The 22321-nt window shown below is 62.1% G+C and carries 20 protein-coding genes; 17 read left to right on the top strand and 3 right to left on the bottom strand.

Features of this window, described 5'->3' with window-relative positions; all coding sequences use genetic code 11:
• Window positions 1-160: 160 nt before the first annotated feature.
• The 6 genes from hpaA (at window position 161) to BFP99_RS20050 (ending at window position 6518) form a co-directional block, all read left to right on the top strand.
• Window positions 161-1066: a 4-hydroxyphenylacetate catabolism regulatory protein HpaA gene (gene hpaA / locus BFP99_RS20075; RefSeq protein ID WP_027603496.1), complete on the top strand. Its 906-nt coding sequence runs from the start codon at window positions 161-163 to the stop codon at window positions 1064-1066.
• 173 nt (window positions 1067-1239) lie between these two features.
• A complete protein-coding gene (hpaR, locus tag BFP99_RS20070) occupies window positions 1240-1662 on the top strand; it encodes a homoprotocatechuate degradation operon regulator HpaR (protein ID WP_027603497.1) in 423 nt (140 codons plus the stop codon).
• A gap of 166 nt (window positions 1663-1828) precedes the next feature.
• A complete protein-coding gene (locus BFP99_RS20065; protein ID WP_065923962.1) occupies window positions 1829-2809 on the top strand; it encodes a helix-turn-helix domain-containing protein in 981 nt (326 codons plus the stop codon).
• Window positions 2810-2877: 68 nt separating this feature from the next.
• A complete protein-coding gene (locus tag BFP99_RS20060) occupies window positions 2878-3810 on the top strand; it encodes a SphA family protein (protein WP_065923963.1) in 933 nt (310 codons plus the stop codon).
• Between the two features lie 10 nt (window positions 3811-3820).
• Entirely contained in the window at window positions 3821-5053 is a 1233-nt protein-coding gene (locus BFP99_RS20055; protein WP_065947989.1) for an MFS transporter, read from the top strand.
• 16 nt (window positions 5054-5069) lie between these two features.
• On the top strand, window positions 5070-6518 hold the full coding sequence (locus BFP99_RS20050) for an amidase (RefSeq protein WP_065947988.1): 1449 nt from the start codon (window positions 5070-5072) through the stop codon (window positions 6516-6518).
• A gap of 62 nt (window positions 6519-6580) precedes the next feature.
• Here BFP99_RS20050 and BFP99_RS20045 read toward each other — a convergent pair whose 3' ends face one another.
• Entirely contained in the window at window positions 6581-7444 is an 864-nt protein-coding gene (locus BFP99_RS20045; protein ID WP_065923978.1) for a sensor domain-containing diguanylate cyclase, read from the bottom strand.
• 220 nt (window positions 7445-7664) lie between these two features.
• Here BFP99_RS20045 and BFP99_RS20040 point away from each other — a divergent pair, with 220 nt between their 5' ends.
• Window positions 7665-8444, top strand: coding sequence for a FadR/GntR family transcriptional regulator (locus tag BFP99_RS20040; protein ID WP_065923966.1), 780 nt, complete (start codon window positions 7665-7667; stop codon window positions 8442-8444).
• On the opposite strand, the gene BFP99_RS20035 is transcribed toward BFP99_RS20040, so the two are convergent.
• Window positions 8384-9217 carry an NAD-dependent epimerase/dehydratase family protein gene (locus tag BFP99_RS20035; protein WP_065948008.1) on the bottom strand — a complete coding sequence of 278 codons (834 nt, stop codon included), beginning with the start codon at window positions 9215-9217 and terminating at the stop codon, window positions 8384-8386. The genes BFP99_RS20040 and BFP99_RS20035 overlap by 61 nt on opposite strands.
• Window positions 9218-9298: 81 nt before the next feature.
• A complete protein-coding gene (locus BFP99_RS20030) occupies window positions 9299-10024 on the bottom strand; it encodes an oligogalacturonate-specific porin KdgM family protein (protein ID WP_065923967.1) in 726 nt (241 codons plus the stop codon).
• 359 nt (window positions 10025-10383) lie between these two features.
• Here BFP99_RS20030 and BFP99_RS20025 point away from each other — a divergent pair, with 359 nt between their 5' ends.
• The 10 genes from BFP99_RS20025 (at window position 10384) to BFP99_RS19980 (ending at window position 21931) form a co-directional block, all read left to right on the top strand.
• Window positions 10384-11538, top strand: coding sequence for a mandelate racemase family protein (locus BFP99_RS20025; RefSeq protein ID WP_065947987.1), 1155 nt, complete (start codon window positions 10384-10386; stop codon window positions 11536-11538).
• Window positions 11539-11623: 85 nt separating this feature from the next.
• Window positions 11624-13234: an ABC transporter substrate-binding protein gene (locus BFP99_RS20020; RefSeq protein WP_065947986.1), complete on the top strand. Its 1611-nt coding sequence runs from the start codon at window positions 11624-11626 to the stop codon at window positions 13232-13234.
• 20 nt (window positions 13235-13254) lie between these two features.
• Complete coding sequence (locus BFP99_RS20015) at window positions 13255-14292, top strand: ABC transporter permease (RefSeq protein ID WP_065947985.1); 1038 nt, start codon at window positions 13255-13257, stop codon at window positions 14290-14292.
• Between the two features lie 45 nt (window positions 14293-14337).
• Entirely contained in the window at window positions 14338-15948 is a 1611-nt protein-coding gene (locus BFP99_RS20010; RefSeq protein WP_065947984.1) for an ABC transporter substrate-binding protein, read from the top strand.
• Between the two features lie 42 nt (window positions 15949-15990).
• Window positions 15991-16908, top strand: a complete 918-nt coding sequence (locus BFP99_RS20005) for an ABC transporter permease (protein WP_027603510.1) — start codon at window positions 15991-15993, stop codon at window positions 16906-16908.
• Between the two features lie 14 nt (window positions 16909-16922).
• Window positions 16923-17762, top strand: coding sequence for an ABC transporter ATP-binding protein (locus tag BFP99_RS20000; RefSeq protein ID WP_065923972.1), 840 nt, complete (start codon window positions 16923-16925; stop codon window positions 17760-17762).
• 11 nt (window positions 17763-17773) lie between these two features.
• A complete protein-coding gene (locus BFP99_RS19995) occupies window positions 17774-18550 on the top strand; it encodes an ABC transporter ATP-binding protein (RefSeq protein ID WP_065947983.1) in 777 nt (258 codons plus the stop codon).
• 198 nt (window positions 18551-18748) lie between these two features.
• Window positions 18749-19660, top strand: a complete 912-nt coding sequence (kdgD, locus tag BFP99_RS19990) for a 5-dehydro-4-deoxyglucarate dehydratase (protein ID WP_065923974.1) — start codon at window positions 18749-18751, stop codon at window positions 19658-19660.
• Between the two features lie 61 nt (window positions 19661-19721).
• Window positions 19722-20090, top strand: a complete 369-nt coding sequence (locus BFP99_RS19985; protein WP_065947982.1) for a 5-carboxymethyl-2-hydroxymuconate Delta-isomerase — start codon at window positions 19722-19724, stop codon at window positions 20088-20090.
• A 41-nt stretch (window positions 20091-20131) separates the two neighbouring features.
• Window positions 20132-21931, top strand: a complete 1800-nt coding sequence (locus tag BFP99_RS19980; protein ID WP_065947981.1) for a glycosyl hydrolase family 28 protein — start codon at window positions 20132-20134, stop codon at window positions 21929-21931.
• The last annotated feature ends 390 nt before the right edge of the window (window positions 21932-22321 follow it).

Below are 22321 nucleotides of genomic sequence, written 5' to 3'. Positions count from 1 at the left end.
GGTTCTCCTGGCAGGGCCATGGCGGCCTTGCATTTAGTTAATGTGTTAACAGTTATAATTAAGATGTTAACTATCGTCAAGGGTGTAGACTGTCCACGGGGTGCTTGCAGGGTGAGCACCGCTGCATCAGGGCAATCACAATAAAAACGAGTAGCGTGCGATGAGCGACCGTCAACCCATCCCGAACATCAACATTGGCCAGGTGTACGACCAGCGCTACAGCGACGCCGAAGTCCATTACGACAAGCTGGCCAACCTGGCGGATTTTTTCGGGCGCAACATGCCCGTTCACCGGCATGACCGGTTCTTCCAGGTTCACTACGTAAAAAGCGGCACCGTGCGCGTGTACCTGGACGACCAGCAATACGTCGAGTCCGGGCCGATGTTCTTCCTCACGCCACCCACGGTGCCGCACTCGTTTGTGACTGAGGCCGACAGTGACGGGCATGTGCTGACGGTGCGTCAGCAACTGGTGTGGCAACTGATCGAAGCCGACGCCAGCCTGGCGCCGGCCGGTGTGCAATTGCCGGCCGCGTGTGTCGCCCTGACGCAGTTGGCGCCGCAATACGCGGGCGATATCCGCCGCCTGGATTATCTGTTCGAGGAACTGCGCGAAGAGGTAAAAGCCCAGCGTTCCGGGCGCAGCGCAGCCCTGGATAGCCTGACGCGGTTGATCATGATCAGCCTGTTGCGGCTGTGTTCGAACTCGTTGAAAGCCACGCCCGCCCGCCACGAAGACTTGAAAATCTTCCACCGCTTCAACGAGCTGATCGAAGCGCACTACCAGCAACACTGGCCGTTGTCGCGGTATGCCCAGGGCATTGGGGTGACAGAAGCACGGCTCAACGATGTGTGCCGACGCATTGCCGACTTGCCGTCCAAGCGCCTGATCCTGGAGCGCCTGATGCAGGAAGCCAAGCGCCTGCTGCTGTTTACCGGCAGCTCGGCCAACGAGATCTGCTATCAGCTGGGGTTCAAGGACCCGGCCTATTTCAGTCGTTTTTTCCAGCGTTACGCCCAGCTCACTCCGGGGGAGTACCGCCAGCGCCAATCGGGGTTGCGTTGAGCCAGGCATAAGGTAGGTCTTGTTGATCTTGTGCGGATCATCATGAGCATCGCCGCGGTGCAACAGAATGGCTTTTACGCCGAACCGATTGTACTTTTCACAGCCCCCAGGCCGCTTGCAGCGGTTGGCCGGCGACACTAAGCTGCCGACTCGCCCATCCAATTGGTGCCGATATGGCCAACCCCAGACCTTCGCTGACACTGACCCTGCTGCAAGCCCGTGAAGCCGCAATGGCGTTCTTCCGCCCGGCCCTGAACAAGCATGCACTGACCGAGCAACAGTGGCGGGTCATTCGGATCCTGCGCCAGCAGGGCGAACTCGAAAGCCACCAGCTCGCCCAGCAGGCCTGCATCTTGAAACCGAGCATGACCGGAGTGTTGACCCGCCTGGAGCGCGACGGCCTGGTGCGCCGGCAGAAGTCCAGCCAGGATCAGCGCCGGGTGTTCGTGGGCCTCACCGAGCGCGGCCAGCAGTGTTTCGTCTCCATGAGCGAGGGCATGGAAAGCAACTACCAGAAAATCGAAGCGCAGTTTGGCGCGGAGAAAATGCAGCAGTTGCTGGACTTGCTCAATGAGCTGAAAAACATCAAGCCTTGAAGGTAAAAAAATCATTAACAGGTGAACGTGTTTGCCCGAGGCTGGCATCGCGGGCGCACATCCTCACTATCCATTTTCGGCACACATGCACGAGCTGCCCCGGGTTCGGAATGGAACTTGCGTGCGATACGACCTGTAAGCCTTGCAACTGAAAAAGGTTGGGTCAATGAACAATAATAATGTACTGATGCCTGCGGCCTCGGTGGTGCTTCCACCGGCGTTACCCCTCCAGCGTTTCCTGACCAGCGACATCGATGAGCACGCTCGCAATATGGGCGGCTGGCAGGTTCGCTACGATCAGTTGTCACCCGGCTCCTTTGCCGGTGAGTTGCTGGAGTTCCGCTCGGACTGGATGCAACTGGTGCGCGACCGCTCTAATCAGGCCATGGTCAAGAGTGGTGTGGCCTGGAAAGGTGCGATCACCTTCAGCATTCCCTTGAGTGCCGACGGCCCGGTGTATTGCTCGGGGCATCCGATCCACGAGCCCAGCCTGTTGGTGGCCCACGGTGAAAACCTGCCCGAGCTGCACACTCCACAGCACTTGGACCTGCTCGGCGTGGCCATCGAAGAGCACGCCCTGGAACATGTGCTGGAGTGCCAGGGCATTCAATTTCGAATTACCGATCTTCCCAGGTGTTACCGCTTGGGTGATTCATCCGTGCAACGTGACCTCGCGGCGTTGTTCGATGAGCTGGCGGGCTGTGATGCCGTGCTCGGGCATGACTCGATCCGCCGCGGCATCCGCGATGCGGTGATGCTGCATATGCTGGAGTTGATCGCCCCGGACCAGGCGCCACCCCTCAACCCCACGGCGCGCAAAAGGATGGTCGATCGCGCCCGCGAATATGCATTGAGTCACCTGGACGAGCCGCTGTCGATCCTCGACCTGTGCAACCACATCGGCGCCAGTCGGCGCAAACTCCAGTACTGTTTTCAGGAGACCCTGGGCATCAACCCGGTGGCCTATCTGCGGGCACTGCGCCTCAATGCGGTGCGCCGCGAACTGCGAACCAGCACCCAAGCCCACGGCGTACAGGAAGTGGCGGCGCGCTGGGGCTTCTGGCATTTGAGCCGGTTTGCAAGCGATTACCGCACCATGTTCGGCGAAAGCCCTTCCCAGACCCTGCGTCGCACGCAACTCTGCTGAAAACGGATAACCGCCGCACTCTGCGCGTTACTAGGATGGCCCACACCACTTGATGGGAGGGGCATTCGATGATTCACCACAATAATGCAAGCGCCACACGCATGACGCTGTTCACCCTGGGGCTGCTGGGTTGCTGTGCCAGTGTCCAGGCCACCGAGAACGGTGCGCCGACCACCGCCGTCGGCGTGTACGATTTCGGCGCGGGGATGATGCCGCCGGCCACGCCGTTCGGGACCGTGGGGCTGCGCACGGCGTTTTACTCGGCCAATGTGCAGAAGGACCGTAACGGTCGCTCCGTCGACAACCACTTCTCACTGGATGTGTTGTCCATCGGCGTCGCCTACATGCGCATGACCGATCACACGGTGCTGGGCGCCAACTATGGTTTCGGCGTGGTGGTACCTTTTTTCAAGATGGACGCTTCCGTCAAGGTGCCCACACCGGTGGGTCCGCTGAGCCTGGAAGCCGATCCGTTTCGAATGGCCGACATGCAGTTTCTGCCGGTGATCCTGCAATGGAATCTGTCGCCGAACCTGTTTATCAACACGCAACTGCAGATCCAGGCGCCCACCGGTGACTACGACAAGAATCGTTTGATCTCCCCAGGGCTCAATCACTGGACGTTCTCGCCGATCGTCAACGCCACCTACATCACCGACAGTGGTTTCGAGGTTTCTTCCAGCTTTGAGGTTGACGTCAATACCCGCAACCCCGCGACCGACTACAAGAACGGTGTCGAATACCGCCACGAATTTGCCGTGGGCCAGCATGTAGGGCCGTGGACCCTGGGCCTGGGTGGTTACTACTACCGTCAGTTCAGCGATGACGACGCGCCAGGGCTGCAATCGGGCAACCGGGCGCGGGTGCTGGCTGTCGGGCCGGCCGTGAGTTACTTCAAGCCCGGCCTGCCGCCCATTTGGCTGCACGCCTACAAGGAAACCGATGCCCGCAACCGTGCCGAGGGTTACACCGTGGCACTGCGCATTTCTCAAAGTTTCTAAGGGGCTGGCCATGAACTCATCACATTCCGATTCCCCCTCGCCACGGCAAGCCACCGGGCGCCGTGAAGGGCTGGTGCTGATGCTGGGCAGCAGCCTGACCATCATGGGCGCGGCCATGGTGGCGCCGATCCTGCCCAAGCTGGGCGCCGAGTTCGGTGCGCTGGAACCGCGCGCCGACCTGCTGGTGCCCTTGGCGGTCACCGGGCCGGCACTCGCGATTGCGCTGTGCGCCCCCCTGGCCGGCTGGTTGGCCGACCGGGTCGGGCGCAAGGCGTTGCTGGTGATCGCCACGCTGTTGTATGCCGTGCTCGGGGCCATCCCGGCGCTGCTGGATAACTTGCCCGCCATCGTCGGTGTACGCCTGCTGTTCGGCGCGGCGGAGGCGGCGGTGATGACCTGTTGCGCGACGCTGATTGCCGACTATTGGCACGGCGAGGAACGGCTGCGCTACATCAATCGGCAAGTGGTCACCATCGGTTTGGTCGGCTCGCTGTTCTATGTCGTGGGCGGCGCGTTGGGCGAACACTCCTGGCGCCTGCCATTCCTGCTGTACCTGCTGCCACTGCTGTTGATACCGATGATGATCAAGGTGCTGTGGGAACCCGCGGCCGCTCGCCAGCCCGTCGAGGTGGCTGAACAGGGCAGGGTGGCCGTGCTGCCCCTGGTGCTCGGTTATCTGCTGATCCTCAGTGGGATGGTGCTGAGTTTTATCGTGCCGATCCAGGCGCCGGTTTTACTCGTCAGCCTCGGCATTACTTCAAGCACGATGATCGGGCTGTCGGCGGGGGGCAGTCTGCTGGCGACCCTGGGCGGTTCGTTAGCCTGGCCGCTGCTGCGCCGGCGCATCGGTATCCCCGGCTGCAATGCGCTGTTGCTGAGCCTGTTGGGCCTGGGATTGTGGCTGCTGATGCGCGCACCGAGCTACAGCATGGTGTTGGTGGCCGTGCTGATCCATGGCCTGGGCGCCGGGCTGCTGGTGCCCAACGCGATGGCGCCGGTGATGAATGCCCTGAGCGCGAAAACCCGCGGGCGCGGCTTGGGCGGGTTCACGGCGTTTCTGTATTTCGGTCAATTTGTCAGCCCGCTGGTGGTGGCCGTGCTCAGCGTTTACTCGGGTGACGTACGTCGTTCAATCCTGTGGCTGGCCTGCGCCAGTTTTGCCTCGGCCCTGGCCTGGGCACTGGCAGGCCTGCAAGCACGGCGCAAAGCGCTGACCCAGGCATTCGGATCAAGTCATTCATAATCAATAGGAGACGAACATGGACATCCACAACCTGCTGGACAGCGAGGACGCCACCGGTTTGGCCGAATGGGTCAGGCGCGGTGAGGTGCAGCCCGGCGAGCTGCTGGAAGCGGTGATCGAGCGTATCGAACGGGTCGAACCGCAGCTGAATGCGGTGGCCGAGCGGCTTTACGATTCGGCCCGCCAGTCGGTACGCGCGTCGCGCCCCGGCCCCGGTGTGTTTGCCGGGGTACCGACTCTGATCAAGGACCTGTTTTCGCCGGTCAACGGCGCGGCGATGACCAATGGCTCGCAGGCGTTGGGAGGCGCTCGCGCTGACTTTGAAGCCGAACACGTAAGCCGTATCCGCCGTGCCGGGTGTGTGATTGTCGGTACCAGCACCTCACCCGAATTCGGCACCTCCTATTCCACCGAGTCCAACCGCTTTGGCGCCACGCGCAACCCCTGGAACATCGCCCACAGTGCCGGCGGCTCCAGTGGCGGTGCGGCAGCCTTGGTGGCGGCGCGCGTCGTACCGTTTGCCCATGGCAACGATGGCGGCGGTTCCTTGCGTGTGCCGGCGTCCTGCTGTGGGGTGTTCGGCCTCAAGCCCAGCCGTGGGCTGTTGCCGTCCGGGCCGATGGTCGGCGAGGGCTGGGCCGGCATGGGCACCCCCCATGCGATTACCTTGTCGGTACGTGACAGCGCCGCGCTGCTGGATGCCACGGCCGGGATCGACCTGGGCGCACCCTATGCCGCGCCGCTGCAGGCGCAGCCCTATGTCACCGCGCTGCAGCAGGACCCTCGGCCGCTGCGGATCGCCCTGGTCGAGCAGCTCGGGCCTTGGCCGACCTCCGGCGAAAGTGTGCAAGCCGTGCGCCAGGCCGCCAGGTTGTGCGAATCCCTGGGCCACCGCGTTGAACCGGTCAGCTTGCCGGTGGCGCTGCCGGCGTTTCTCGATCAGGTCTTCACCATCATCGGTGCAAGCACTCGCCACTATGTCGATGTGTTGGGGCAGATGCGCGGTTCCGCCGTACAGCCTGAGGAGCTGGAAGCCCGCACCCGCATTATCTTGCGCTGCAAAGGGGCTGTCAGCGGTGCGCAGTACGCCGGTGCCGTGGAATGGATTCATGCCTTGGGCCGGCAGTTGGCGGTGTTCATGCAGGATTACGACCTGATCCTCACGCCGACCCTGGCCCGCGAGCCGGTGCCGATCGGGGAGCTGGACCTGCAAGACGACCGCTTGAGCCTGGAGGAATTGATCGAACGGTTCCACAGCTACTCACCGTTCACGGCGCTGTTCAATGCCAGCGGGCAACCGGCAATGTCGGTGCCGTTGCACTGGAGCGCTGCCGGCCTGCCGATGGGCGCCCACTTCGCCGCTCGCTTTGGCGAAGAAAGTACCCTGCTGGCCCTTGCGGGGCAGTTGGAGCGGGCCCAGCCCTGGCGCGGCCGGGTTCCGCCGGTCAATGCCTGTCGGTTGTGAGTCTCTGAGGGCTTCTGCATCGGGCGGGTGGGCCGACCTGCCTGATGCAAACCGCCTTCTGGTCATTCAGCCGCGAATCGCTGCCTTTTTATTCGATACATATCACCGTCCGCATGGCTGAGCAGGGTGTCGGCATCCTCTCCGTCCTGGGGATAAACCGCCACGCCGATGCTGCAGGACGGCATCTTCACCCCACCAAACTCGGGCCCCAGCGGCTCGGCCATGACCGCGAGTATCTGCACCACCCTGGCAGAAATAGCCTCCCGCGACGGGATGTCCATCAACAGCACCGTGAACTCATCACCGCCCATCCTCGCCACCAGGTCGCTGTCGAGTACGCAGCGTTCCAGGCGTCGGGCAATCGCACACAGCACGCGATCGCCCATGGCGTGGCCATGCACATCGTTGATGCCCTTGAAATCATTGATGTCCAGGAACAGCAACGCCAGGCCGCGGTTGTGGGACTGCGCACTGTGCAGGGCCTGGTCCAGCCGATCATTGAACAGTGAGCGGTTGGTCAGGCCCGTCAGCGGATCATGATGGGCAAGGAAGCGCAGTTCTTCTTCGGCCTGGGTGAGCGCCGTCACGTCCCGTGCGACACCGATTCGCGCGCCTACCTCTTTGGACCAGAAGGCCGCCCACAGGATGTGCACGACACTGCCATCCTTGCGTAGATAGCGGTTGCGGAAGTCGACATGGGAGTGGCCATTCATGACCCGCACAATCGAGGCTCGAGTGCGCGCCAGGTCTTCGGGGTGCATGTAGTGAGTGATCAGGGTGCCGACCAGTTCGTCGGCACGGTAGCCGAGCAGGGCCTCGCAGCCATCGCTGACGAAGACAATCTGGCTGTCGCTGTCGACGACAAATACCGTATCCAGCATCAGGTGGATCAGTTTGGGGTACAGCGCTTGCAGGTCAACGGGCATGGGGTATCGGGCGTCCGGTTCATATGGGCCGATCATAGCCCGATCATGAGCAGGGGCGTCGAGCAATCCTGCACATTTTTAGTCCGTTCGGCAGTCGCTGAGAGCGGCCAGGCAGAGGCTTTTCGCGTAGGGGACGGCGCTGCGAGCCACAGGGAAGGTTGTCGTACAACCGAATGCGCTATGATGCGCGTTCCTCCGACAACCGAGATACCCGTTCTTGATGGACAACCCGAACGTCCAGCCTACCGTTCGCCGCCGGCATCGCAGCCTGGCCGAAGAACTGGTCACCGAGCTTTCCCGGCGCATCTGTTCCGGTGAGCTGCCGCGTGCCACCAAGCTGCCCACCGAATCCGAAGTGATGGCCGAACATGGGGTGAGCCGCACGGTGGTGCGCGAGGCCATTTCGCGCCTGCAGGCCTCGGGCCTGGTGGAAACCCGGCACGGCGTCGGTACCTTTGTGAAGGATATCCCGAGCCCCAGCGGGTTTCGCATCGACCCGGACAGCATCGTGACCCTGCAGGATGTGCTGGCTGTGCTGGAGTTGCGCATCAGTCTGGAGGTGGAGGCCGCCGGCCTCGCGTGCGTGGGGCGGACCGACGAGCAATTGCAGGTGATGCGCGACTCGCTGGATGCGCTGAACTCGCGGGCGGTGAGTGCCGACTACGCGGTGTCGGCAGACTTTCAGTTTCACCAGCAGATCGCGTTGGCCACGGGCAATCGCTACTTCACCGACATCATGTTGCACCTGGGGGTCAACATCCTGCCGCGTACACGCCTGCACTCAAAACGCTTGGCCAACGACAACAAGGAGCCCTTCCTGGAGCGCCTGAGTCGTGAGCATGAGGACATCTACAAAGCCATCCTGCGCCGTGACGCCGATGCGGCTCGGGCGGCGATGCGCCTGCATCTGTCCAACAGTCGCGAGCGTATGCGCCGGGCCTATGAAGCCGCCGCCGCCGAGTTGTCGAACGGCCCTGCCGCAGTGAACGCGCCGCCCTGAAGCCCGCTGCCCGGTTCATCAGCCGCCGCCGGCGGTTGCTGCTCGACCTTGGCGCGAAACGCTTCCGAGCTGTCCTTGGGTGCAAAGCCCAGGTGTTCCGTGTGCCGAGTACTCCACCAGCGATCGCGATTGTCCGAGACGCCATACACCACACTGTGCCCAACCTCCTTGGCCAGCAGGGCGCGCGCCACCAGACGGTCCAGGTCGGTGTAGCTCAGCCAGGTCGACAGCATCCGCCGGTTGCGCGGCTCGGGGAACGACGAGCCGATGCGCAGGCTCACGGTTTCAATCCCATAGCGGTGAAAGTAGAACGCCGCCAGGTCTTCGCCGTAGGCCTTGGAGAGGGCGTAGTAGCCATCCGGACGGCGCGGTGAGTGCACGTCCAGTTCAACGTCCTGGGGATAGAAACCGGTGACGTGGTTGGAACTGGCAAACACAATCCGCTTGACCCCCTGTTGTCGCGCCGCCTCATAAATGTGGAATGTGCCGCGAATATTGGCGTCGAGAATCTCCTCGAACGGCCGCTCCACGGAAATCCCGCCCAGGTGAACGATGGCGTCGACGCCGGTGACCAACGCCGCAACGGCGGCCTTGTCGGCCAGGTTGCAGGTGATCACCTCGTCGTGCTCACCACGGCTGGGGGCCATGGGGCTGATGTCCGAGGCGCGGACGATGTCGGCATGGGCGTGCAAGGTGTTCCGCAGGATTTGCCCCAGGCCGCCGGCGGCGCCGGTGAGCAAGATGCGCGTGAAGGGTTTGGGTGGTGTGGTCATGGTCAGGTCTTCCATTGAACGCTGAATGCAGGTGGCTTGCCTGTCGAGCGATGCGCACTCGCCAGGCAAGTCGTGGGGGCTTTACATGAAGTTGTACTGGATGCCCAGGCGCCACCGCGCCTGGCGGTCTTCGGACGTGGCGTTGACCTTCACATCACCAATCTCCATGAACGGGGCCCATTCCTTGGTGAGCTTGTATTTGACGATCAGGTTCTGTTCGTAATCGCTCTTCTTGTTGTCGTAGCGGATGTAGTCAGTCTTGAAGTAGATGAACTGATATTCATACGCCCACTTACTGGCCGGCGTGTAGCCGAGCCAGCCCTCGAAACGATGGGTGGTCTGGTCATCCTTGATGTGGTCGGGCAAGTCCTCGTTGACCTGGTCGCGGTCCAGCTTCTTGGCATCCAGGCGATAGCGCGTGGCGGCGTAGAAGGCGTCGTTGATCTTGTAGTTGTACTTGAGGCCGAACTTGTAGGTGGTCGAGTCTTTCGAGCTGTCCATCTGGAACGCCGGGGTCAACGTCGATTGCGCGCTGAGTTTGTAGTTGTAGCTCACGGTGAACTCGTGCCCGTTGTTGACCATGTTGTCGTAGGCGACGTCTTCACGGTCGCCGGCGGTGCGGTATTTCATTTCCGCTTCAAATCCCAGGCCACTGTCCAGGCGGTAGTTGAGCTTGATTCGGTCAGCGTGGGCGCTGTCCTCCTCGGTGAACTGGTGGCGGTAGTTGATGCTGGCAGAGTCAGCGCTGACATACAGCGGCAGGCCGAGGGTCAGGGCAGTAACGAGCGTGCGTAGGGTGGTGTTCATACGGTCTTCTTTTTTGTTTTTGTTAGGGTCGTTTGACGGTTGCTACGGCAGTGGGTTGTTGCGGATGGCTCTCATCTAAGGTGCCGATATACGTTATCGTACGACAAGATGACTCGTCTATGGGTTATCGGTGGTTTTGAAACATCTTGAAATATATGTGCCCAGTGAATAGGGCTTTACAGCAATCCGAGTTATTCCTTGGTTGTCTTTAAAAATAAGGGTTTTGCCTGGATTTACTGAAAATGCATGCAGGTGAGGGGCGGGTTATTGGGTCTTTTCAAGTGTTGTACGATGACCTATGATCGGTCGCAACAGACGACACTTCCGTCACAAATCCAATAAGAAGGCTTACGACGTCCATGAGAATCACAGCAGTCAACGTCCAGGTATTTTCCTACCCGACCCGCCGCGCAGTGGACAGTGCCGGCCATGCGCACCCCGGTGATGTCACCCAGGCGCAGATGGCTTTGCTGCACATCCAGACCGAAGACGGCCAGGAGGGTTATGCCTTCGGCGCCCCGGAGCTGATCCGCCCGTATGTACTGGATGGTTTCGTGCGCAAAGTGCTGGTGGGGCAGAACGCTTTCGATCGCGAAAAAATCTGGCACGACCTCGCACACTGGCAGCGCGGCAGTGCCAGCCAGTTGACCGACCGCGCCCTGGCGCTGGTGGAGCAGGCCCTGTGGGATTGGGCCGGGCGCAAACTGGGTGTGCCGGTGCACAAGTTGATTGGCGGTTTCCGCGACAAGGTGCCGGCCTACGGCTCCACCATGTGTGGCGACGAACTGCCCGGTGGCCTGGCGACCCCGGAAGACTACGGGCGTTTTGCCGAGACCCTGGTGCAGCGCGGCTACAAGGCCATCAAGCTGCACACCTGGATGCCGCCGGTGTCCTTCGCCCCGAGCCCGCGCATCGACGTGCAGGCTTGTGCGGCGGTACGCGAAGCGGTCGGCCCGGACATCGCCCTGATGCTCGATGGTTATCACTGGTACAGCCGCACCGAAGCGCTGTACATCGGGCGTGAGCTGGAGAAGCTCGACTTCGCCTGGTTCGAAGAGCCGATGATGGAAGAGTCCGCCGAGTCCTATGCCTGGCTGGCGGGGCAGTTGGACATTCCGGTGCTGGGTCCGGAAACCCTGTCCGGCAAACACCTGAGCCGCGCCAGTTGGGTCAAGCACGATGTGTGCGATATCTTGCGCGCCGGTGTGGCGGGCGTCGGCGGCATTGCGCCGTGCCTGAAGGTTGCGCACCTGGCTGAATCCTTCGGCATGGATTGCGAGATTCATGGCAACGGTGCGGCCAACCTGGCTGTCGTCGGCGCGATCAAGAACTGCACCTGGTATGAGCGTGGCCTGTTGCACCCGTACCTGGATTACGACGAAGTGCCGGCCTACCTCAAGCGTCTGGTAGACCCGATGGACAGCGACGGTTTTGTGCACCTGTCCGACTTGCCGGGCTTGGGTGAAGACATCGATTTCAACTTCATCGAGACCAATACGCTTAAAAGCTTCTGACGTGCACACGGTCAGTCCGGCATGAGTCGGGCTGATCAAGAGCACCTACCAATACAAGAATAAATATAAAAAAGGCACTCTTGTTATGAGCATTTTCCCTTCGCTGTGGGCGCGGGTGTTCGTCGCCGCGCTGGCTGTCACCGCTGTACCTGCAAGTTTCGCAAAAACCCCGGCCGATCAATTGATCGTCGGCATGAGCATGATCAACCTGCTGTCCCTCGACCCGGCGGCGGCCACCGGCCTGGATGTGTCGGAGATCAACGCCAACCTCTATGACATGTTGCTGGTGCAGGACGTTGCCCAGCCGGATCGCCTGGTGCCGGCGCTGGCCGAGCGCTGGCAGGTCAGTGACGACCGCAAGACCCTGACCTTCAACCTGCGCACCGGCGTGAAATTCCAGTCCGGCAATGACCTGAGTGCCGAAGACGTTGCCTGGTCGTTGCAGCGCGTGCTCAAGCTCAACCTGGCGCTGGCTTCCACCTGGAAGGCCTACGGCTTTACCGCCGAGAACGTCGAGCGCTACATGCGTGCCACGGATGCCACGACCTTCGTGATCGAGCTGCCGCGTCCGACCGACCCGCTGCTGGTGCTCAACACCCTGGCGACCTCGCCGAGTGCGTTTGTCCTCGATCGCAAAAAAGTCCTCGAACACCAGAAGAACAACGACATGGGCGCCGCCTGGCTGGTGACTCACGCCGCCGGCAGCGGTGCGTTCGTGCTCAATGACTGGCGCGCCAACGACGTGATCCTGATGAGCCGTTTCGACGGGTACTGGGGCGGCCCGGCCAAGCTCAAGCGCATCGTCATGCGCAACATGACCGAGTCACAGTCGTTGCGCCTGATGATCGAGCGCGGCGACCTGGACATCGCCAAAGGCATGTCTGCGCCGGATATTGAAGCCCTGCAGAAAAGCGCCAAGGTCCGCACCCAGACCTTGCAGCGCGGCACCCTGTACTACGTCGCCCTGAGTGTGAAGCAACCGATGTTCGCCGATGCGCGTGTGCGCAAGGCCGTGCGTGCGCTGATCGATTACCAGGGCATCAACCAGACCGTCATGCCCCATTACGGCGTGATCAATCAACGGCCGCTGCCCCTGGGCCTGGCCGCACGCCTGCCGGATCCCGGCTACACGCTCAACGTCGAGCAGGCCAAGGCCTGGCTGGCCGAGGCCGGTTACCCGAACGGTTTCAAGACCACCATTCGCGTGCTCGCCGAACCGCCGTTTATCAACATTGCCTCCAACCTGCAGTCGACCCTGGCCCAGGCCGGTATCGATGCCAGCATCATCACCGGCACGGGCAACCAGATCTACGGCGCGATGCGTGAGCGCAGCTTCGACATCATCGTCGGCCGCGGCGGTGGCGGGGCGGAACGGCATCCGCACTCCAGCCTGCGTACGCTGGTGTACAACCCGGATAACCGCGATGAGGCCAAGCTCACCAACTTCCAGGGCTGGCGCACATCCTTCTACAGCCCTGAGCTGAACCAGCTGATCGAGCGCGCGGAAGTCGAGCCTGACACAGGCAAGCAACTGGCACAGTACCGCGACATCCAGGAGCAGGTCGACCGGCAGGTCGGGGCCATTTTGCCGGTCTCGCAAATGACCGACACCGTGGTGGTGTACGAAGACGTGGCCGACTTCCAGGGCCATACCGCCGCGACCACGCGCTACAAAGACGTCTACAAGAAGCGCTGACCGATTATCAGGAGCTCACTATGTTTGTTATGACTGCCTCTGTCATGGGCGCTCGCGCGTCCAACACAGCCCGGCGTGCCGGTACGGTGCTGGTGACCTTGCTCGGCCTGCTGGCCCTGACGTTCATCATCGGCCGGGTCATGCCGCTCGACCCCGTGCTGGCGGTCGTCGGGCCGGATGCCGACAGTTCCACCTACGATCAGGTGTACCGGTCGATGGGCCTGGACAAGCCGATCTGGACCCAATTCGGTCTTTACCTCAACGACCTGCTCCACGGTGACTTCGGCAATGCGCTGTTGAGCGGCCATCCGGTACTCGACGACATCCTGCGCGTCTTCCCCGCGACGATTGAGCTGGCCACCCTGGCGATCCTGTTCGGCGTACTGATCGGCTTGCCCCTGGGCGTCTGTGCCGCCAGCAACCAGGGGCGCCTCGGCGATCACGTGGCGCGGGTGATCACCTTGTTCGGCTACTCCACGCCGATTTTCTGGCTGGGCATGATGGGGCTGCTGGTGTTCTACGCCTGGCTCGGCTGGGCCGGTGGAGCGGGGCGCATCGACCTGGCCTACGACGGCATGGTGCCCGAGGTCACCGGCCTGCTGCTGATCGACTCGACCCTGGCACGTGACTGGGAGGCCTTCGCCAGCGCTCTGCGCCACATCGTGTTGCCGGCGCTGATCCTGGGTCTGAACTCGGTGGCGTATATCAGCCGCATGACCCGCAGCTTCATGCTCGAGCAGCTGTCCCAGGAGTACATCATCACCGCGCGGGTCAAGGGCCTTTCCCGGCGCCAGGTGGTGTGGGGGCATGCGTTTCGCAACATCCTCGTGCAGTTGCTGACGGTGGTTGCGTTGGCCTACGGCTCGTTGCTGGAGGGCGCGGTGCTGATCGAAACCGTGTTTGCCTGGCCGGGGTTCGGCCAGTACCTGACCAGCAGCCTGATGCTCGGCGACATGAACGCGGTGATGGGCTGCGTGTTGGTGATCGGCTTGATTTTCGTCGCGCTCAACCTGATCAGCGACGCCTTGTACAAGGTGTTCGACCCCCGTACCCGTTAACGCACTGCGCCGTACCGATAAAACTATAAAAAGAAGGAATTTTGCATGAAGACGGTATTTTCAACACTGCACCTTGGCCTGTTGACGGCGATGCTCGCCCTTGGGCCGATGACAACGGCCAGCGCCAAGACCCCCGTCGATCAATTGATCGTCGGCATGAGCATGGTCAACCTGTTTTCCATCGACCCGGCCAATGCGCCCGGCCTGGATGCCTCCGGCGTCAACGCCAACCTCTACGACACGCTGATCAAGCGTGACCAGGGCAACCCGGAAAAGCACCTGCCGCAATTGGCCGAACGCTGGGACATCAGCGAAGACGGCAAGCAGGTGACCTTTCATCTGCGCCAGGATGTGAAATTCCATTCGGGCAACCCGCTGACCGCCGAGGACGTGGCGTGGTCGCTGTACCGGGTGATGAAGCTCAATTTCGGCCTGGCCACCACCTGGAAGGCCTATGGCTACAGCGTCGAGAATATCCAATCGCTGATCCGCGCCACGGACGCCCACACCCTGGTCATCGACCTGCCGCAGACCATGGACCCGCTGCTGCTGGTGGACTCCCTGGCGATCTCGCCGAGCGCTGTGGTAGTGGACCGCAAGACCGCCCTGGCCCATGAGAAAAACGGCGACCTCGGCGCCGGCTGGCTGGTGACCAACGAGGCCGGCAGTGGCCCCTTCGTGCTGACCAAATGGAGCGCCAACGATTCGCTGCTGCTGACCCGTTTCGACGGCTACTGGGGCGGCGCGGCCAAGCTCAAGCGCGTGGTGGTGCGGCACATGACCGAATCCCAATCCTTGCGCCTGATGCTCGAGCGCGGCGACCTCGACCTGGCCTACGGCATGGCGGCACCGGACATTCGCGCCATCGACGGCTCGGACAAGATTCAGGTGCAATCATTGCCGCGCGGCACCATGTACTACGTGGCGATGAGCATGAAGCAACCCGAGTTTGCCAAGCCTCAGGTGCGTGAAGCGGTGCGCAACCTGATCGACTACAAGGGCCTGGATGAACAGGTGATGCCGTATTACGGCAAGCTCAATCAGCAGCCGATGCAGCTGGGGCTGGAAGCGCGCTTGCCGGATCCGGGCTATCACATGGATGTGGCCAAGGCGAAACAGCTGCTGGCCGAGGCGGGTTACCCCGACGGTTTCAACACCACCATTCGTACATTGTCGGAGCCGCCGTTTATCGACATCGCCGCGCGCCTGCAAGCGACCCTGGCCGAAGGTGGGATCAAGGCCAGCATCGTCACCGGCACCGGCAACCAGGTCTACGGCGCCATGCGCGCGCGCAATTTCGAGATCATCGTGGCCCGTGGCGCCGAGCGCTATCCGCATCCGTATTTCAGCCTGCGCACCTTCGCCTACAACCCCAACAACAGCGATGACGCCGGCTTGCCGAACTTCCAGGGCTGGCGCGCTTCATTCTTCAATCCGCAGCTCAACAGCCTGATCGACCAGGCGGGCGTGACGCGCGATTCGGCACAGCGGGTCAGCCTGTATCACCAGGCGCAGACGCTCTATGACCAGCAGGTGGGGCCGATCCTGATGATCTCGCAGATGACCGACACCGTGGTCAGCGCTGCCGACGTCAAGGGTTTCAGTGGTGACGATGCCGAGGCCACCCGTTATCTGGGTGTCTACAAGCAGCGTTGAGTGGGGCTGCGGCCCTTCAGAATTCACACAGAGAAGATGCTTATGAATGCCAATCTGTCTTCCATCGACACGGCGGCGAAGCGGCCGGTGGATCGCTCGCCGGGCTCCAGCTTCGATGCCTTCTGCAAGAGCGGCCTGCGGGTGCTGCGTCACCTGTTGCGCAACCCCATGACCCTGGCGGGCCTGCTGGTTGCGCTGCTCTTGGTGGTGGTCGCGGCCTTTGCGCCATGGATCGCCACCCATGACCCGGTCGCGCAAAACCTCGCCACAGCCTTGCAGGCGCCGGGCTCGGCGCACTGGTTCGGCACCGACGAATACGGTCGGGATATTTTCAGTCGGCTGGTCTATGGCTCGCGGATCACGCTGTACATCATTGCCCTGGTAACCGTGATCGTCGGTCCCATCGGGCTGTTTATCGGCACCGTCTCGGGCTACTTCGGCGGAGCGGTCGACACCGTGTTCATGCGCCTGACCGATATCTTTATTTCCTTCCCCAGCCTGGTCCTGGCACTGGCCTTTATCGCCGCCCTGGGCCCTGGCCTGGAGCATGCGGTGGTGGCGATTGCCTTGACCTCATGGCCACCGATTGCGCGGCTCGCGCGGGCTGAAACCCTGTCCCTGCGCAACGCCGACTTTGTCGTCGCGGTGGAACTGCAAGGCGCGTCGCCGGCGCGGATTATCCTGCGCCATATCGTGCCGATGTGCCTGTCCTCGGTGATCATCCGCCTGACCATGAACATGGCCGGGATCATCCTCACCGCCGCCGCTTTGGGCTTTCTCGGCCTGGGTGCCCAGGCGCCGCTGCCGGAGTGGGGCGCGATGATTTCCACCGGGCGCCGCTACATGCTCGAGTGCTGGTGGCTGGTGGCGGTTCCCGGGGCGGCGATCATGTTGGTCAGCCTGGCCTTCAACCTGTTGGGCGATGGCCTGCGGGACATCCTTGATCCGCGCAGCGAATAATCGGAGAACACCTTATGTCTGCCATCAAGCTGAATGTCGAAGGGCTGAATGTGCGCTTCGTCAGTGGCCAGAAAGAAACCCACGCCGTGCGCGATGTGTCCTTTACCTTGGGGCGGGAGAAACTGGCGATTGTCGGTGAGTCCGGCTCAGGCAAGTCTACCGTCGGGCGCAGCTTGCTCAAGCTGCATCCGCCCAGCGCCAGAATCACCGCCAAGGCCATGGCGTTTGGCGAGGTCGACCTGCTCTCGGCCAGTGAAAAGGCGATGCAGAAGATTCGCGGCCAGCGCATCTCGATGATCATGCAAGACCCCAAGTACTCGCTGAACCCGGTGGTCAAGGTGGGCGACCAGATTGCCGAAGCCTACCTGGCCCACCACAAGGCCAGTCGCAGTGATGCGCGCGAACGGGTCATGCAGATGCTCGAGCAGGTGCATATCCGCGATCCGAAGCGGGTCTACAACCTGTACCCCCACGAGGTGTCCGGCGGTATGGGCCAGCGCATCATGATCGCGATGATGGTCATCACTCGCCCGGAAGTGATCATTGCCGACGAGCCCACCTCGGCCCTGGATGTCTCGGTGCGCCAGCAAGTGCTCAACGTGCTGGAAGAGTTGGTGGACCAGCAGCAGATGGGGCTGATTTTTGTCAGTCACGACCTCAACCTGGTGCGCAACTACTGTGACCGCGTGTTGGTGATGTACGCCGGGCGCGTGGTCGAATCCCTGGCTGCCTGCGACCTGCAATACGCCGAGCATCCCTACACCCGTGGCCTGCTGGCCGCGCTGCCGAGCATGGATAACCGTCGCGTGCACCTGCCGGTGCTCAAGCGCGATCCACTCTGGCTGACTCAATAAGGAACCTGACCATGCCCATGATCCAAGCGCACGCCTTGAACCTGAGTTTCGGCACCGGCGCTGCCATCAACCAGGTGCTGCACGATGTGAGCCTGAGTGTCGCCGACGGCGAATCGTTCGGCCTGGTGGGGGAGTCCGGTTCGGGCAAGACCACCGTGCTGCGCTGCCTGGCCGGGCAATACCGGCATTGGCACGGGGAGCTGAGCATCGCCGGCGCGCCGTTGCAGCACAAGATTCCCAAGGAGCACTTTCGCAAAGTGCAGATGGTCTTCCAGGACCCCTACGGCTCCCTGCACCCCAGGCACACCATCGACACCGCCCTGCGCGAGCCGCTGATTATCCATGGGGTAGGGGACAAGGACGATCGGATCAACGAGATCCTGCTCAAGGTCGGCCTGAACGACAGCTTCCGCTTTCGCTATCCGCATCAGCTGTCCGGTGGGCAGCGCCAACGGGTGGCGATTGCGCGCGCATTGATCCTTGAACCCCGCGTGTTGTTGCTGGATGAACCGACCTCGGCCCTGGATGTGTCGGTCCAGGCCGAGATCCTCAACTTGCTGGCGGACCTGCGCCAGCGCGAGAAACTCACCTATCTGCTGGTCACCCACGACCTGGGTGTGGTCACTCACTTGTGCGACCGGGTAGCGGTGATGCAGCACGGCCGGATCGTCGAGTTGCTCGACTGCCAGGCCTTGAGCCAGGACCAGGCCGTGCACGACTACACGCGCATGCTGGTGCAGGCCAGCCGTGACTTCAGCCAGGAGTCTGAGCGACGGCGGGTCGGCTGATTTCTGTAGTCATCGTATGACCATTCTTGATTGGTAATGCGCCAATTCCTATGAAATGCGATTAATATGCTGTTTTTATTGAAAAAAATATAAAGGCCCTGAACTAAGGCACTCAGGGCTAGCTAACAATCATTTGTAGTTGTACGATGACGTACCTCTAGAGGTGTCCCTTTATTTTTTGATTTGAGGTTTGCGAACATGACGCCACAAGAACTAAAAACAGTCCTGTCTTCCGGCTTGCTCTCGTTCCCGGTTACCGACTTTGACGCGGCCGGTGACTTCCGTGCCGACACCTATGCCCGCCGCCTGGAATGGCTGGCACCCTACGGCGCCAGCGCGTTGTTCGCGGCCGGGGGCACCGGGGAATTCTTCTCCCTGGAAGCCAAGGAATACACGCAGATCATCAAGACTGCGGTGGACACCTGCAGGGGCCAGGTGCCCATCCTCGCCGGGGCAGGGGGCCCGACTCGTCAGGCCATCGCCTACGCCCAGGAGGCCGAGCGCCTCGGTGCCGCCGGTATTCTGCTGATGCCTCACTACCTCACCGAAGCCAGCCAGAAAGGCCTGGTGGCCCACGTTGAGCAGGTGTGCAATTCGGTGGATTTCGGCGTGGTGGTGTACAACCGCAACCTGTGCCGTCTCAATGCCGACAGCCTCGAGCAGTTGGCCGAGCGCTGCCCGAACCTGATCGGCTTCAAGGATGGCATCGGTGAAGTCGAATCCATGGTGTCGATCCGTCGTCGCCTCGGCGATCGCCTGACCTACCTCGGCGGGCTGCCGACCGCCGAAGTCTATGCCGCGGCCTACAAGGCCCTGGGCGTGCCGGTGTATTCCTCGGCGGTGTTCAACTTCATCCCGAAAACCGCGATGGATTTCTACCGCGCCGTGGCCGCCGACGACCACGCCACCGTGGGCCGCTTGATCGATGATTTCTTCCTGCCGTACCTGGCGATCCGCAACCGCTGTGAAGGTTATGGCGTGAGCATCGTCAAGGCCGGTGCACGCCTGGTCGGCCACGACGCCGGCCCCGTGCGCGCGCCGTTGACCGACTTGCTGCCTGAAGAAGTGGAGCAGTTGGACGTGCTGATCAAGGCGCTGGGCGCCCAGTAAGCTGTCAGTCTGCGGCGCCCTGTGTGGCGCCGCTGTCCTTTCATCAATCTGAGGTTTGACCATGCCCCACTGCATCATCGATTGCCCGGCGGCCTTGGCCCAGCGCATCGGCGAACACACCCTGCTGGCGACCGTACACGATGCCCTCGACAGCTTCGGCGTATTCAAGCCCGGCGACATCAAGGTGCGGCTCAACGGCTTCAGCCATTACCGCTGTGGCAGCACTCAAGATGACTTCGTGCACGTTGCCCTGTACCTGTTCGCCGGGCGCACTGCCGAACAACAGCGCAGCCTGGCTTCGGCGACGCTGGGCGCCCTGATTGAACTGCTGCCGCAGGTCGAGGCGCTGTCCATGGACGTGCGCGAAATGCCCCGCGAAACCTTCGTCAATCGCAGCCAATACCTCGAAGAATCCGGGCGGCAGAGGTAGCGCCCCTCGGTGTGAATACCGGCAAAAACAAGGAGAACAACATGCCGTATCAACCCTCGAAAAAAAACCCGGTGCGTTGCGCGCTGGCCCTCGTGGCGCTTGGATGCAGCCCGCTGTCATGGGCGCTGCAAGCCCCGTCAAAACTGCAGGTACCGACGCTGGCCTTTGATGACCGACAAATCATCCTGGTGTGGGAAAAACCTGCCGAGCATGCCGGCATCAAGGATTACCGGGTCTACGCCAATGGCACGCTGCTGGGCAGCGCCAATGCCAATAATGACCAGGTGTCGCCGGCCAAACCCTACATCGACCAGTTTTATCGGCAAGACACCGCCAACTTCCACCATCGCATCGGCATTCACAGCTTTACTGCCCAAGGCTTGAAGCCCGACACTGCGTACCGTTTCACCGTGCGTTCGGTGGACGGCAGCGGCAAGGAATCCGCCGACAGCGCCCCGGTGCTGCAACGCACCACCCCGGTTGCGGCGGTATTTGACGTGAAAAAATACGGCGCCAAAGGCGACGGCAGTCACCTCGATACCCAGGCGATCCAGAACGCCATCGATGCCTGCACCGTCGGTTGCACAGTCTTGCTGCCTGAAGGCACCTACAAAAGCGGCGCGCTCTACCTCAAGAGCAACATGACCCTGGAGATCGCCGAAGGCGCGACCCTGCTCGGCTCCGAGCGCGCCGAAGATTACCCGCTGGCCGGCTATATCCAGTACCCGTATTCCACCACCGTGCGCCCGGCTTCGCTGATCAACGCGTTGCCCCGCGATCCACGCCAGCATCAGTCATTCGAAAACATCCGCATCGTCGGCAAGGGCACCCTCGATGGCAATGGCTGGAAGCGCAACGCCGATGTCGTCGACGAGCGTGGCCAGGCACTGCCGTTCTACCTGGCCAGTGACAATACCCGCTATGCCCAGGACGGCATCCTCGCCAAGGCGCAGGTGGAACAGGCCGTGGCACGCGGCATGAACGTCAAGGATGCCTACGGGCAGATGCGTTCCTCGCTGATTACCCTGCGCAATGTGAAGAACGTCTTCTACGGCGGCTTCACCGTGGTGAACCCGGCGTTCCACGGCATCATGAACCTGGAGACCGAAAACGTGGTGCTGGCCAACACCACCCACACGACCTACGACGCCAACAACGGCGACGGCATCGAGTTCGCCAACAGCAAGGGCGCGATGGTGTTCAACAACTTCTTCGACACCGGCGATGACTGCGTGAATTTTGCGGCCGGCACCGGTGCCGATGCCGTGCACCAGCCGCCGCAGGAAGACGCGTGGATCTTCAACAACTACTTCCGCAAGGGCCACGGCATGGTGGTCGCCGGCAGCCACACCGGCGCCTGGATCCAGAACATCCTGGCCGAAGACAACGTGTCGGACGGCACCGATGCCGGGTTGCGCATGAAGAGCACCAACTTCATGGGCGGCGGCGCGCGCAACGTCACATTCCGCGACTCGGCGATCCGCAACACCGTCAAGCAGGCGTTCATTTTTACCCTCGACTACAACGACCCTAACGCCAAGCTCGACTATCAGCGCTCAACCATCGCGGGGCAGTTCAAGGACATCCGGGTGAGCGACGTGAGCGTCGAGAATGCCCAGGGGGCGGCGATCGAGGTCAAGGGTGATGCAGCGCACAACGCCTACCATCAGGGCCTGGTGTTCGAGCGCGTGCGCTTTCGCGGCGCGGCCAAGGCGCGTATCGATGGACTGAAAGACTCACGCTTCGACCACGTGGTCTTCAGCCAGACCGGCGCTGCCAACCCATGGCAGGTCAGCGATAGCCAAGGGCTGGTGTTCAAGGAGGTGGAGCCGACGCCGTAAGCGCAAACGTTATGGCGAATGGACCCTCGTAGTGAGCGGGCTTGCCCCGCGCTGGGCTGCGCAGCAGCCCCAAAACACAGCCCCGGAACTGTCTGGCACACTGCAGCGTTCTTATTGGGGCTGCTACGCAGCCCGGCGCGGGGCAAGCCCGCTCACCACCGGTCCGGTGTTCGCTCTTAACTATCCCTGGGTGATAGCCTAGGGCTCGTGTTCAAGGAGGTGGAGCCGACGCCGTAAGCGCAAACGTTATGGCGAATGGATCCTTGTAGTGAGCGGGCTTGCCCCGCGCTGGGCTGCGCAGCCGCCCCAAAACACAGCCCCGGAACTGTCTGGCACACTGCAGCGTTCTTATTGGGGCTGCTACGCAGCCCAGCGCGGGGCAAGCCCGCT

This window comes from Pseudomonas sp. 1 R 17, from assembly GCF_900067035.1.
Classification (GTDB): Bacteria; Pseudomonadota; Gammaproteobacteria; order Pseudomonadales; family Pseudomonadaceae; genus Aquipseudomonas; species Aquipseudomonas marginalis.
This window is presented reverse-complemented; position numbering and strand designations above follow the sequence as displayed.